Annotated in this window: 14 protein-coding genes; all 14 read left to right on the top strand. The window is 48.3% G+C overall.

Features of this window, described 5'->3' with window-relative positions; translation table 11 throughout:
- Positions 1 to 54: 54 nt before the first annotated feature.
- Positions 55 to 282: a DNA-binding protein gene (locus tag GKG43_RS03360; protein WP_129878557.1), complete on the top strand. Its 228-nt coding sequence runs from the start codon at positions 55 to 57 to the stop codon at positions 280 to 282.
- Positions 283 to 287: 5 nt separating this feature from the next.
- Positions 288 to 752: a hypothetical protein gene (locus tag GKG43_RS03355; protein ID WP_129878555.1), complete on the top strand. Its 465-nt coding sequence runs from the start codon at positions 288 to 290 to the stop codon at positions 750 to 752.
- A gap of 23 nt (positions 753 to 775) precedes the next feature.
- Positions 776 to 1,249, top strand: coding sequence for a hypothetical protein (locus GKG43_RS03350; RefSeq protein WP_129878553.1), 474 nt, complete (start codon positions 776 to 778; stop codon positions 1,247 to 1,249).
- Between the two features lie 28 nt (positions 1,250 to 1,277).
- Positions 1,278 to 3,323 (top strand): hypothetical protein, encoded by a 2,046-nt coding sequence (locus GKG43_RS03345; protein WP_129878551.1) that lies wholly within the window; start codon positions 1,278 to 1,280, stop codon positions 3,321 to 3,323.
- A 12-nt stretch (positions 3,324 to 3,335) separates the two neighbouring features.
- The gene (locus GKG43_RS03340) at positions 3,336 to 3,689 is read left to right on the top strand and encodes a hypothetical protein (RefSeq protein WP_129878549.1); all 354 of its coding nucleotides are present in this window, start codon (positions 3,336 to 3,338) and stop codon (positions 3,687 to 3,689) included.
- 21 nt (positions 3,690 to 3,710) lie between these two features.
- Complete coding sequence (locus tag GKG43_RS03335) at positions 3,711 to 4,217, top strand: leucine-rich repeat domain-containing protein (protein WP_129878547.1); 507 nt, start codon at positions 3,711 to 3,713, stop codon at positions 4,215 to 4,217.
- Positions 4,214 to 5,995 carry a toll/interleukin-1 receptor domain-containing protein gene (locus tag GKG43_RS03330; RefSeq protein ID WP_129878545.1) on the top strand — a complete coding sequence of 594 codons (1,782 nt, stop codon included), beginning with the start codon at positions 4,214 to 4,216 and terminating at the stop codon, positions 5,993 to 5,995. Before GKG43_RS03335 ends, GKG43_RS03330 begins: the two co-directional genes overlap by 4 nt.
- 94 nt (positions 5,996 to 6,089) lie before the next feature.
- A complete protein-coding gene (locus GKG43_RS03325; RefSeq protein WP_129878543.1) occupies positions 6,090 to 6,629 on the top strand; it encodes a hypothetical protein in 540 nt (179 codons plus the stop codon).
- The gene (locus GKG43_RS03320; protein WP_129878541.1) at positions 6,583 to 7,071 is read left to right on the top strand and encodes a hypothetical protein; all 489 of its coding nucleotides are present in this window, start codon (positions 6,583 to 6,585) and stop codon (positions 7,069 to 7,071) included. Before GKG43_RS03325 ends, GKG43_RS03320 begins: the two co-directional genes overlap by 47 nt.
- Positions 7,068 to 7,682 carry a DUF6273 domain-containing protein gene (locus GKG43_RS03315; RefSeq protein WP_129878539.1) on the top strand — a complete coding sequence of 205 codons (615 nt, stop codon included), beginning with the start codon at positions 7,068 to 7,070 and terminating at the stop codon, positions 7,680 to 7,682. Before GKG43_RS03320 ends, GKG43_RS03315 begins: the two co-directional genes overlap by 4 nt.
- A gap of 32 nt (positions 7,683 to 7,714) precedes the next feature.
- Entirely contained in the window at positions 7,715 to 8,581 is an 867-nt protein-coding gene (locus tag GKG43_RS03310) for a hypothetical protein (protein ID WP_129878537.1), read from the top strand.
- Positions 8,582 to 8,603: 22 nt separating this feature from the next.
- Positions 8,604 to 9,638 carry a hypothetical protein gene (locus GKG43_RS03305; RefSeq protein ID WP_129878535.1) on the top strand — a complete coding sequence of 345 codons (1,035 nt, stop codon included), beginning with the start codon at positions 8,604 to 8,606 and terminating at the stop codon, positions 9,636 to 9,638.
- Positions 9,639 to 9,729: 91 nt separating this feature from the next.
- The gene (locus GKG43_RS03300; RefSeq protein WP_129878533.1) at positions 9,730 to 10,746 is read left to right on the top strand and encodes a hypothetical protein; all 1,017 of its coding nucleotides are present in this window, start codon (positions 9,730 to 9,732) and stop codon (positions 10,744 to 10,746) included.
- A gap of 31 nt (positions 10,747 to 10,777) precedes the next feature.
- Positions 10,778 to 11,581: a hypothetical protein gene (locus tag GKG43_RS03295; protein ID WP_129878531.1), complete on the top strand. Its 804-nt coding sequence runs from the start codon at positions 10,778 to 10,780 to the stop codon at positions 11,579 to 11,581.
- Positions 11,582 to 11,660: the final 79 nt, after the last annotated feature.

Below are 11,660 nucleotides of genomic sequence, written 5' to 3'. Positions count from 1 at the left end.
TTCGTATATAATGTAGAATGTATTTTTGTATGAACCTGTCAGCGAGGTAAAACCATGAAGGGCTATCTTTCCATCCGGGAAACATCCTATAAATGGGGCGTATCCGAACGCCGCGTCAATCAGTATGTCACTGAGGGGCGCATCCCCGACGTGGAGCGGTTCGGACGTTCATGGGCGATACCGGCGGACGCCGAAAAGCCGGGCGATCCCAGACGAATCCGGAAAAAACAAACACAAAGCTTGCAGGAAGAAATGCGCGACCGGCAAAGAACTCGGAGGTAAATCCAATGGAAGGAAAATCAGTGAGAATATCAACCCAGGAGTTGTGGGCGCGGCTTTTCAAATCTTCTTCCGTTGGGGACTATCTGGAGAAAACTGGCGATATTTGCGAAATGCTTGCATTTTCTGAATTTATCTCGCAACTATGCAAGGAAAGACAAGAAAAGCCCGAGAACATTATAAAACGCAGTAACTTAGAATCTTCATTTGGTCACCGGCTGTTTTCCGGAGCACGAAATCCATCACGTGACACGGTACTTCAACTTGCGTTTGGCTTTGAAATGGATACGGATGACGCGCAGCAGCTCTTAAAGATTGCCCGTGTTACAGCTTTACATCCCCGTGTCAAAAGAGATGCTGTCATCGCTTACTGTTTACATCATCGTAAATCAGTGATAGAAGCACAACAGTTATTGTATGACAACAATCTGCCGCTGATGGGAGGTAAGATGCACCACAGGTTTTTGAAATGATGAAGTATTATGGAGGTATTGAAATGACGAAGGAATCTGCACATTACCCGTGCAAACTATGCGGAAATCCCGGTGGAGATGAGTTTTTTTACTATACTGCGAGAAAAGTTAATTCTTCTGTTTCGGTAAGAACCGGTATGTATGAAAAAGATGTTGTCCGTACCACGCTGTATAAAGATGTAACGAAGCACAGTGGCTTTGTATGCAAAAACTGCAGAAAGAATAAAGAAAGATTGCGAAAATTTATCATCAGTCTGATTATATTTGCGGCATGTATAGCTGTATTTGTGATTGCGGGAGATGCTTTGTTCGAGAGGCATGGGCTTATTGCATTTATACTCGGTTTAATTGTTGTAGTAAGTGGATGCAGTATGATCGGAGCGTTTGGAAAAAAGTCCGGAAGTACATTGTTGGTCGAATACTACAAAAATCAACCAAATCCCTATGGGTATACCTATATGACACCTTCGGAAGCTTCAAAACTACAGAAGAGATAGTCATTTATGAGGAGAAAGGAAACAAAGTATGGCATATATGGCTTTGCAACAGATGAAAAACAGGAACGAGAAAGCGTTTGGGAAAGGCGTCGGCCCGATCCAGCCGGAGCGGCACTATGACACCGTGGATCACGGACTCAAGGCGATGGCGCTCAAGTTCCTGCACGCAAGGTGCGAGGGACTCGGATTTCGCGCAGAAGAAGAAAATGACTATCTCGGCACAAGTTTGATGCCGGGACAGATCCCGTACAATATGCAGATGGACTTGAACCGTCTTTGCCTGGAACGGGAGCTTGAAAAGTTCATCGATTCCGGCGTGGCGGAGGACGCCTATACCGTTTACTACTGCTACCTGGAAATGTTCTTCGGACATTACGGCAAATCGAAAAAGATGGTGGAGCTTCTGTCTGAGTTCGAGTCCAACGGCAGCTCTCTTTTGATGAAGCACCGCGACCACTACTCCCATTCGGTCTACGTCTTTGCGCTGGGACTGGCGATCTACGAGTCCAACGAGGCTTTCCGCACAAGCTTCGAGCGCTTCTACGGCTTTGACACGGACGAGACAGACACGGCTGCCGACCATACGGCGGCGGGCTGCTTCCTCGAATACTGGGGGCTGACGTCTTTGTTCCACGATATCGGCTATCCCTTTGAGCTTCCGTTTGAGCAAGTGCTCTCTTACTACGAGGTGGCGGGCGGGAAGCGCGGCGATGGCAGCCTGTTTCTCGCCTATCGGGACGTGGACGCGATTACAAAGCTGGGAGAGCAGGCAAAGGAGCAGTTTATAAAGATTTACGGACGCCCTTTTGAAACCACGGAAGAGCTTTTTGCCTTCGGCGTCACCGAGAAGCTCGGCGCGGCGTATGACTTTACGGAAGACTATATGCTCGGCAAGATTCACGACAAGCCCATCGCGCCGAATACCTTCAACTATTTCATGGACCACGCGTATTTCAGCGCAACGCGGCTCTACCGCGAGATCGAAAACTCCATCGGGATCGAAAAGCTCAACGAAAAGCACGTGGACGCGCTGACGGCGATCCTGCTGCACAACAGCCTGTTCAAGTTTGCCGTTTCCTTCTTTAACGGTAAGAACTACAAACGACCGCTTCGGATGGAAGAGCATCCGCTGGCGTTCCTCCTCATGCTCTGCGACGAGCTGCAATGCTGGGACCGTACGGCTTACGGCAGGAATTCCCGTACCGAGCTGCATCCGATGGCGGCGGATTTTGATTTTAAGAACAATGCGATCCATGCAATCTATTATTACGACAAGGAAGAACAGGAAAAAATCGACGCTTTCAAGGTCCGGTACCGCAAATGGGAAGACGACGGCGAAGTGGGTAAAGCGCCCCGTCTGAAAGCCTACAGCGATATGGCGGAGAAAGAGCAGCGGTTTGCCTCGGATATTGAAAAGATCGTAGAACTTGCGGACCTTCCCCTCACGGTCGTTCCCGGCACCCGTGCAGTAGATCGAAAGAGCAAACACACCTATCTCTCCGCGAGCAATTTCCTGCACTTATATGATTTTGCCGTGGCGCTGAATGCGCGCTATTCCTATCAGGGTGCGGAGAAAGACGACGAAACAGAGGCGCTGGAAAGGGAATTTGAAGAGCTCTCTTTGGAATATCAGCTTTCCAACATCAATCAGGCGAAGAGCTTTGCACGGTATCTCGACGCGCTGGGGTGCTTCTACACCGACAGACCGGTAGATTATGAAATGGTCTCCGCCTTCACCAAAAAGCAAATGGAAGTGTTTGCGCCTATGGAGCATGAACGCTGGATCAGAGAGCATATCTCCATGGCCTGGATCAGCGGCGACCTCTATGAAACGGCATCGCTTTCGGATGAAATACTTCGCCTGTACGGCGATGAAAAGACCGCCCGCAAAGCCCTGCGTGAGCAGCTTCGTATGCACAAGCTGGCGATGGACGGAAACCCGAAAGAAGCGGAGATCGTTGCCCACTACGCGGCGCTGCCGCTCGAAGAACGGGAAAAAGACTACGAGCCCTTCAACAGTATGCTGAAACTCATCAAAAAATTTGACGGGCTTCGAATCTACAAGCTTGATTAAAGGAGCGCAGTTATGGAGCAGCAGCTTACGGATCTTGAATATTCAAACACAGATGCGACGGTCGAGCAGGTCAAAGCCGCGATCCGTGCGGCAAAGGTCATTATGCAGCGGCCGCTTCCTCTTACGCATGCTTCTCCTGAAATTGCTCTGGTGGGTTATAAGGAAGAAGCAACCGGACGGTACAAGCTTCTCAAAGAATTCCGTGTATTTCAGACGGGAGCGCTGTTTGCCTCCATGACGGCGATGGACGGGCATGTGCGTTTGATTTCGCTGAGGCACATGACGCGGGAGGAGTATGAGTCGGTTAAGCCGGAGGACCTGCCTCGCTATCGGGTGTATGAGGAAATAACGGCAGACGGACAATAAACAACAAAAGGAGGGTATTGCATGGCGGAACAGATATTTATTATCGAAGACGGAACACTGACAAAATACGAAGCGGATGATTATGTTGAAGTCGTGTATATCCCCGACTGCGTAAAGAAAATCAGCTGTCAGTCGTTTTTCGAAGCTGTGGTCGGTAAGGTTGTGCTTTCCGACAGTGTAACGACAATTGAAGCTGATGCCTTTCTGGACTGCACGTTGAGTGAGATTGAAATTCCAAACAGCGTTACAACGATAGAAACATGGGCTTTTTCCGGCTGTGGAAACCTTCAGAGTATTACGATCCCGGACAGCGTCACCTCGATCGGCCCATGGGCAATCGGCTACCGTGAGCTTCAGTTCCTTCCGTACTGGGATCCGATTCCGTTCGGACGTCCCGTCATCATATACGGAAAACCAGGCAGTGAAGCCGAACGATACACAAAAGACAATTTCTGGCGTTATAACGAACACATAACCGAATTCCGGGAGATCAGGCCTGACGCCAGGAAACAGGAAGGAGAAGCATGATGGAAGACAAGCCGGTCAAAACCGCGACGGAGAACATGTTGGATGATTATGAAGAGATCATCCGTCGCCCCGTGCTCGATGATCAGGCGAAAGAAGAAGCCGCAAAGCTGGAAGAAAGCCTGGTAAAGGAGTTCCATACGCTTGGAGGCGAAGGCGATCCGGATTCTCTGCAAGCGGCATATTCTCGCCTGGAAAAACTGGCTGAAGAGAATCCCTTTACAAAGCTGCGCTTGGGATGGGTGCGCAATCGTGCCAAATCAGATTATGCTTACATGCTGTCAATAAGCGCGGCATTAACGAGTAAGGAAGAATCATTGCGCCTTTTTGAAGAGTTAGCCTTAAGCTCCCCTTCTCACAAAGGATATGCGGATAACGTGAGGATCATAAAAAAGCAGATCGCCGACTACTACCTGCGCATGGGGGAAAAGGGCGATTTCGGTTCAGCCATATATGCAGAGAAGCTCTACAGAGAATTAGCGGAACAAAACCCTGATAGAAAGTATGAAGAATTCATAAATAAGGCAAAATCGTTATGCGATGAGACAAAACTGGTGCCGGGGGTGGGACGCTTGCCTTATCCGGCTTATCGGGGAACGGAGCCATATGTCTTCGTGAGTTATGCGCATCTGGATCAAGAGAGTGTATTTGCCGAGATCAAGCGATTCAACGAGGCAGGCTTCCACGTCTGGTATGACGAGGGAATATCTCCGGGAAATGAATGGACCGATGAGATTGCGGATGCCCTTGATGGATGCAGCCTTTTTGTAGTTATGATCACGCCTACTTCGGCACCGCGAAAGAATGTGCTCAATGAGATCAACTTTGCATTGGATGAGAATAAACCATTCCTGGCTATTCATCTTGAAGAAACCGAAATCAAAAGAGGACTGAAGCTCAGGATCGGGTCCAATCAGGCCATCCTCAAGTACAACATGACAGAGGAGGAATACGAGTACAAATACATCGAAGCGTTCACGAGGCTTGGCCTTGTGCGAAGCGAAACCGTGTTGCCCGCAAGTAAAACAACGCCTAATACCGTGACGTCCGTTCCGATATCCCGGATTTTGGACGGGAAACATCCTTTCGGGGATTATGTGCCGAAAGGGACGGCGGTCATCACGGACGGTCTCGGAAAAGAATTCACCGCAATCGGCAACTCCCTCGTGTATAAGCCGGCCGGGAAGATCGTTTTTCAAACGCTTCATGATCTGAGCTCCATGGAGAAGGCTCTGAATGGATATGTGCTGAAGGACGCGCTCGGAAGGGAGTCTTTGCTCAAGACCTCTCCGGGCGACGAATTGCTGTTCCTGGGAGCGACCGAGAATCAGGGACTCGGAGCTCTGAACCCGGAAAAGCTCCAAATCAATATGGTCAGGAGTGTCCGTGTCGATCCCGGCAACACACCGGGCAGAAGAATCAAATACTGCGCCGTCAGGGTGCAGAACAGCGCTTTTCTGTCGCCGTGCCAATTTCTGTTCTTTTCGGTGAACGAAAATAAAGGCGCGCCCCCCGTGATGAAGCTGAAAAAAGACCTGAACAAGTTCTCGACAAAGGGGTACGCCAGTCTTGGGATGATGAAGAAGCTCACGGTCGTCAAGCTCGGCGAGGCCGCCGGACCCTACGGAGACCGCCGTCCCCTGGACGTGACAGTGCAGTATCTGGGCGACGATATTGAAACGTTTACGATAGACGATTATTTTGCCATATACGCCATGGGCGCGGGCGGAGAGGTCCATCAGCTGAAAAGGGAGGAGCTCTCTGAAATCGAAATACTGTAAGATCAGATATGATCGCTGACTGATTTGAAATAATATAATTTGGAAGTGTTCATATGACGCCGTGGAAGCGCCGTATTGTTACTGAGATTTGATTATGGGTGTAAAGATTTTCAGAGACGATAACTGGACCAGAATAAAAAGCGGAGTTATCTCCCGTAAGGATATCATGCACCTTGACGGAGAGAAGGACAGCGCGCTGATCGGATACCTGATCGCGCACGCTCACGAGCCGTGCCGCCAGTCCATGATGAAGTACGCGGCGGAAAAGTACGGAATGGATGAATTGCCGCAGCCCCATCAGAACATCGACGACCCGAACGATCCTTACTATGAGGAATACTTCGTGCTGCAGGAGCAGGTCATCCGGGAAGACGATGCAGACGTGCTGAAAAAAGCGGCGCTTCATAGTTCCAATTACGATATGGCGGCGTTTGCGTTCTGCCGACTCACCGGATACTGCTTTCCTCCGAGCGAGTGCGACGCATACAGCTACCGTACATTCGACTGTGGGATTCTGCCCGGAATGACAGCAGAGGATATCCGGGAGTTTTGCCGGAAGGTGATCGAGGAAAGGGGAAGATTTGTGGATGTGGCCGAAGAATGCCTGCGTGATCAAAAAGATCCCAATCAATAATGCGGCTGCGGTAGGATCAGATCCCGATGTTGCAGGGTTTATCGAGAAGGCGACCCAAACACTTGGGAAAAAGGGTCGGTTCGTTATAAAACTCTCAGGAATACCGCAGGAAAACAGCGTCCTTGCCGAAGGGAAAAGCAAGGGGCTTTGCAATCGATGTATTGAGGAATTTGAGAAGCTACTGATAAAAAAGGGTTATATGGATCACGAACATGTCTGGGAAGCCCTGCAGGAAACAGACTACGGAGAAATGGATTACAGCTCTTTCGGCGGAGGTGTAGAGCATTTCGTCGTCACCCTATATCGCTGCCGCTTGTGTGGTGCGCTACACAAGGAGTGCCGAGGAGATTTCTGTGGTGACCCGCAGGAATATCTTGAAATAACAGATTACGACATTGTAATTGCAGAGCGGTCAAACAAGCAAGGAGTTTATAACCTATGACAAAAGCTGAGTTCGGAAGATACCCACAAGACCCGGAAGCGTATGAAAACGGGAAGCGTATAAGTGTTGTAGATGGAAAGCCGCGACTTAATCCGCTTGAACAACAGCCTATTGAGTGGCTTGTACTCGTGGAAGAGGAAGACAAAATGCTTCTCTTAAGCAAATACGCTCTTGAGTACATGAAGTTCAACGACTGGGATACCTTTGACGTCACATGGGCGAACAGCACGCTTCGCGGCTGGCTCAACGGCGAGATACAGTTTGATGGAGATTTTATAAACGATCATTTCTCGGATGACGAGAGAAGCAGAATGATTTCCCATGCAGAAACAGGAGATAAGGTGTTTCTGCTATCGCTGGACGAGGTACTTCTGTATCTCCCCTCAAATCATCTGAGAAAATGCCTGCCAACAGCTTGTGCAGTGTCGCGCTTGCCGGAAACCCACAAATTTAACGACGCTGATGCCTGCAATTGGTGGATTAGGACGATCAGCGAGGACGACAATCGCTACACGATGATAGTGGACAAGAATGGAATGTACGACCGACACGGGTTCAAGAACAACATGCACGGCGTCGGTGTGCGTCCTGCACTATGGGTTAGGAAGTAACCCTTAAAAGAGTTATCACGGAGGTTATGGATATGGGATTGTTTTCACCAAAATGGGAGTCTTTAGATCCAAGGAAGGCATTGTCGTGGATTGAGAAGCATGGCGGCAATTTGGAGGAACTAAGAAAAGCTGCCTTACTTTCCCCTGTTCCAGAAGTCAGGCAGGCTGCGGTGGATTGCATGTCCGATCAGAAGATGCTTGAAGACCTTGCTATTAACTATTGTGAGCAAGCAGTAGAAAAAGTTGAAAACGTAGATTTGCTGTATCGCATGATTGCCAAACCACAAATGGTTTTTGACGATACTGACCAACGATTAGAATCAGAACGCAAGATTGCCTACGAAAGAGGGGGCACATATCTTTCTCGCGAACAAATGGATCGGATAGACCAAAGATATCGCTGCGGACGCCCGATGCATAACAAGATGGCAAGCCTTGCGTGGGAGAGGCTGAAAGAGATTGGCGATGCAAGTATTATCAAAAGACTGATAGAAGATTCCGAGACTAACAGGGGGATGCCACAAGATTACATAAACGAGGCTGTCGCACTATGGTTTGATAAATGTGGTGTTTCTCCTAGGGCAGTCTTCTTGGACTCCGATATCAATAGTCGGATAAGAAAGCGGGCGCTCGAAAAGGTGGACGATCAGGAGTTCCTTGTCGAGTACGGAGAACGAGAGTTGGAAAGAAACCCAAAAAACGAATTTGCAAGGTGTGCGCTTGGCAGAGTTACTGATCCCGAGAAGCGCAGATCGTATTGCGAGAGGTTCGAGCTGCACAGCTTTGAGATTGTTGATACTCAGTACGAATACGAACAGGATTATGAAATCTGCGATGTGACGAGCCTATATCGCTGCAAATACTGCGGAAAAGAATGGACAGATTCTTATAGGCGATAAACGCAAATCGGAGGATATAAACATGGGATTGTTTTCACCGAAATGGAAAACAAACGACCGAAGCAAACAGATCAAGGCCGTAGAGGCGGTGCGCAAGGTCACGAATGAGAAAGAACTGAGGCGGATTGCTTTGGAAGCGCCGCTCCCCGACGTCAGAATGATAGCTGTTTACCAGATGAAGGATCCGGCGCAGTTAAGGGAAACGGCCTTATTCGGCGACAAATATGCCAGTTGGGCGGCGATAGATAACATCACAGATCAAAATACGCTGAAGGAGATCGCCTGCGGAAACGTAGTTAACGCAGGGCGGGCGGCGGAAAAGATATCAAACAGAAATCTACTCGCCGAAATTGTCGAAAAAGCTGCAAGTCAAGAAGCAAAAGAGAAGGCCGGGACGCAATTGAATTTCCTGAATTTACTGTATGAGACTGTCGAGACATCCGGCGTCGATATCAACCAGAAAGTAAGACACTGGACGATGAAGGAGCTCTTGGAGAACTTTGATTTCACAGATGACACGCATGCCAGAAAGGTCGTTCCCGCCATTATTTCAGAAATAACCGACACCGAGATAATCGACAAGCTTGTAGAAGCATGCAAACTGTGGCGCAACTCTAAAGATGCCGTCGCAGAAAGCGCACGACTCAGAAAGCTTGAGCTGCAGTTTGATGGCCTTGACAAGGACGAGTTCCTGATTTTCCGCTGCAAGAAGTGCGGGCAGACAGTCAGATACGCCGGATACTTCGAGAGTGAGCTTCGTGATTCGTGGGTGGAGAAGGGTGACTACACCTGCGGGTGCATAGAGCATCCGGCGACAACAGCGGGATTCCCGAATGAGCCTGCGTGGGAGATTGCTGTCTCCAGAAATCCGATAGAAGGCGACAAGTTCAGGTTATGCCCCGTCTGCATGAAACCAAACAGCATCGACGTTCGTATAAAGCCGTTATCGAGATGTAATATGCTTGATGGAGAAAAGGATTTTCAGCATACCAACAAGTGGAAAACCGAGTACTTCAAGTTGGGTATTCATATTCCCTGGCATAGAGCCAAGTGGTAAGAGGTAAAGATATGCTTTCCGCTCCCGGTGCTTTATATCTTGCCGGCACACCTCTGAGATATATGCGGATGGCAAAGAAAGAAGGTTTTTTATGAATACTGTCACACAATTCTTAGCTGGACTGACGAACGCGCATTATATTCTGCTGTATCTATGTTGTTTTGCGTTGGCAGTGCTATGCGTATTGATTGGAACGAAAACGAAATTAAAAGCAATATCAGTTTTATTGCCTGTCTTTAGCTTGATAGGCGGAATGCTTGCAATTGCTTTTGTCACAATCAAGTTGGATTTGAACATAGGGCTTGGAATACTTGTCGTTTGGGCGGTATTTTCGTCGATCATTATTTTACTTTCGTTTTGGATTCACAAAAAGATCAGTGAAAAAGAAGTGCCCGAGAAGCCTGCCAGTATAATCTGCTCGGAAAACGGGCATCAGTGGGAAAAGACGGAATTTGCCTGTACAGTTCGCTGCGCAAGATGCGGGAAGACAAAGGTCAGACACCAATTTGAGCTGCTGCCTGACAAGCATGAAAAACACTGCGTATCCTGTGGGTACACGGAAGCCGTTCCCTATAAGCAGCGCATAATAAGCACAGATACTACGGAAAGCAAGGATTTATTGGATCGTTCAAGAAAAGAAATCATTTCTATAGTTCAAAATCCCGAAAACAGGGATAAAGTTCCGGATTTGTTCTGTAGATATCTTGAGAAAAAAGGCTCCAAGACATACAGCAAGGGAACGGCAAAGGCGATGATGACCTGTCTCACGGAAGATCAGGTGATCGACTTGGTGAAAAACAAGAGAATCAAGGGTCAGTGCCAATGGGCGCTCGCGGAAATCTCCGATGATGCATTTTTAAAAAAGCTTTGCGAAATAGAAGAGTTTTCTTATACGGCAAATGGCGAACTCCGCAAAAGGGAACGCCAGGCGAAAGAGCGTCATGAAAAGGAGTACTGTCCGGACGGAACGCCGCATGAATTTGGAGATGAATCCGTCGAAATCGTCGACATGGGCCCCAAAGGCGATGATGACCTTGCGGCACATGCATACAGGAAAGACAGATACCGTATCTGTAAGAAGTGCGGATATAAGCTTTATATGCGATAGATTAAGGTAGTTGGCTGAGGGCGGTGGTCATATGGGATTGTTTGAGCCAATTTGGAAAACGAAAGACGAAAGCAAGAAAAACAAGGCCATTCTTTCTTTTCAGAAGATTAATGATATTACAAAGCTGAACAGGATTGTCCTTTCTGCGCCTCTATCATCTGTGAGAACCGCTGCGGTTCGTCGGATAAGCGATGTTGCGGGCAAAGAGCTTCCATTTGATGCGAATGAATGTCTGAGAACACTTCTCCTGCTGGATGTTGATGATATCAGGGCATTGGACTGGTATAGAGGAAAGCTGTTTTCATGCCTGACCGATGAGGACGATTTTCTGAAAATCGTTCTTGAAGCGAAGAATTCATACGTCAGAAGCAGTGCCATCAATCATATTGAAAAGGCAGCACACCTGAAGAAAATATTAGAGATCCCGGAAGTACCTCTCGATCTGAAAATAGATGCAGTCAAAAGAATCCAAGATATAGACATTCTGGATAAAATGGCTGCAGATGAGGCTTTGCCTATAAAACTACACACTGCGGCGGTCAAACGGGTGAAAAATCAGGAACTGTTGTCTGAAATTGTATGGAGCAAAGATCACAGCGATATACGCGTCGCCGCAACCATGAACATAACAGATAAGGAAGAACTGGAACGGATAAGGGATGAGGCTGACGATTCGCGGATAAGGCGATGCGCATGCGAAAGGCTCGGGCATAAATGGGATTTCGTGGAATATGTGCCCCATGGCAGAGGAGGAAAAGACGCTCTGTATATATGTGAAACCTGCGGTGAGGAGAAACTTGAACCCTACGAATGGAGCAGTGCCGACAGTGTATAATGTTTAGCGGATACACTTGCAGAAAATGCGGCCAACTACGGACTACAATTATGTGAGAAAACTCAAGGTGGCAGTTTGA

Origin of the sequence: Eubacterium sp. BIOML-A2 (genome assembly GCF_009680135.1) — a bacterium.
GTDB lineage: Bacteria > Bacillota > Clostridia > Lachnospirales > Lachnospiraceae > Faecalicatena > Faecalicatena contortus_B.
The sequence above is the reverse complement of the archived record's forward strand: the minus strand, read 5'-3'. Positions and strand labels throughout refer to the sequence as shown.

What these genes read in the sequence shown, in the direction of transcription:
- GKG43_RS03355 (WP_129878555.1), top strand. Translation starts at nt 288, where the DNA reads ATGGAAGGAAAATCAGTGAGAATATCAACCCAGGAGTTGTGGGCGCGG.
- GKG43_RS03310 (WP_129878537.1), top strand. Translation starts at nt 7,715, where the DNA reads ATGGGATTGTTTTCACCAAAATGGGAGTCTTTAGATCCAAGGAAGGCA.
- GKG43_RS03295 (WP_129878531.1), top strand. Translation starts at nt 10,778, where the DNA reads ATGGGATTGTTTGAGCCAATTTGGAAAACGAAAGACGAAAGCAAGAAA.
- GKG43_RS03345 (WP_129878551.1), top strand. Translation starts at nt 1,278, where the DNA reads ATGGCATATATGGCTTTGCAACAGATGAAAAACAGGAACGAGAAAGCG.
- GKG43_RS03340 (WP_129878549.1), top strand. Translation starts at nt 3,336, where the DNA reads ATGGAGCAGCAGCTTACGGATCTTGAATATTCAAACACAGATGCGACG.
- GKG43_RS03305 (WP_129878535.1), top strand. Translation starts at nt 8,604, where the DNA reads ATGGGATTGTTTTCACCGAAATGGAAAACAAACGACCGAAGCAAACAG.
- GKG43_RS03335 (WP_129878547.1), top strand. Translation starts at nt 3,711, where the DNA reads ATGGCGGAACAGATATTTATTATCGAAGACGGAACACTGACAAAATAC.
- GKG43_RS03360 (WP_129878557.1), top strand. Translation starts at nt 55, where the DNA reads ATGAAGGGCTATCTTTCCATCCGGGAAACATCCTATAAATGGGGCGTA.
- GKG43_RS03320 (WP_129878541.1), top strand. Translation starts at nt 6,583, where the DNA reads ATGTGGCCGAAGAATGCCTGCGTGATCAAAAAGATCCCAATCAATAAT.
- GKG43_RS03350 (WP_129878553.1), top strand. Translation starts at nt 776, where the DNA reads ATGACGAAGGAATCTGCACATTACCCGTGCAAACTATGCGGAAATCCC.
- GKG43_RS03330 (WP_129878545.1), top strand. Translation starts at nt 4,214, where the DNA reads ATGATGGAAGACAAGCCGGTCAAAACCGCGACGGAGAACATGTTGGAT.
- GKG43_RS03300 (WP_129878533.1), top strand. Translation starts at nt 9,730, where the DNA reads ATGAATACTGTCACACAATTCTTAGCTGGACTGACGAACGCGCATTAT.
- GKG43_RS03315 (WP_129878539.1), top strand. Translation starts at nt 7,068, where the DNA reads ATGACAAAAGCTGAGTTCGGAAGATACCCACAAGACCCGGAAGCGTAT.
- GKG43_RS03325 (WP_129878543.1), top strand. Translation starts at nt 6,090, where the DNA reads ATGGGTGTAAAGATTTTCAGAGACGATAACTGGACCAGAATAAAAAGC.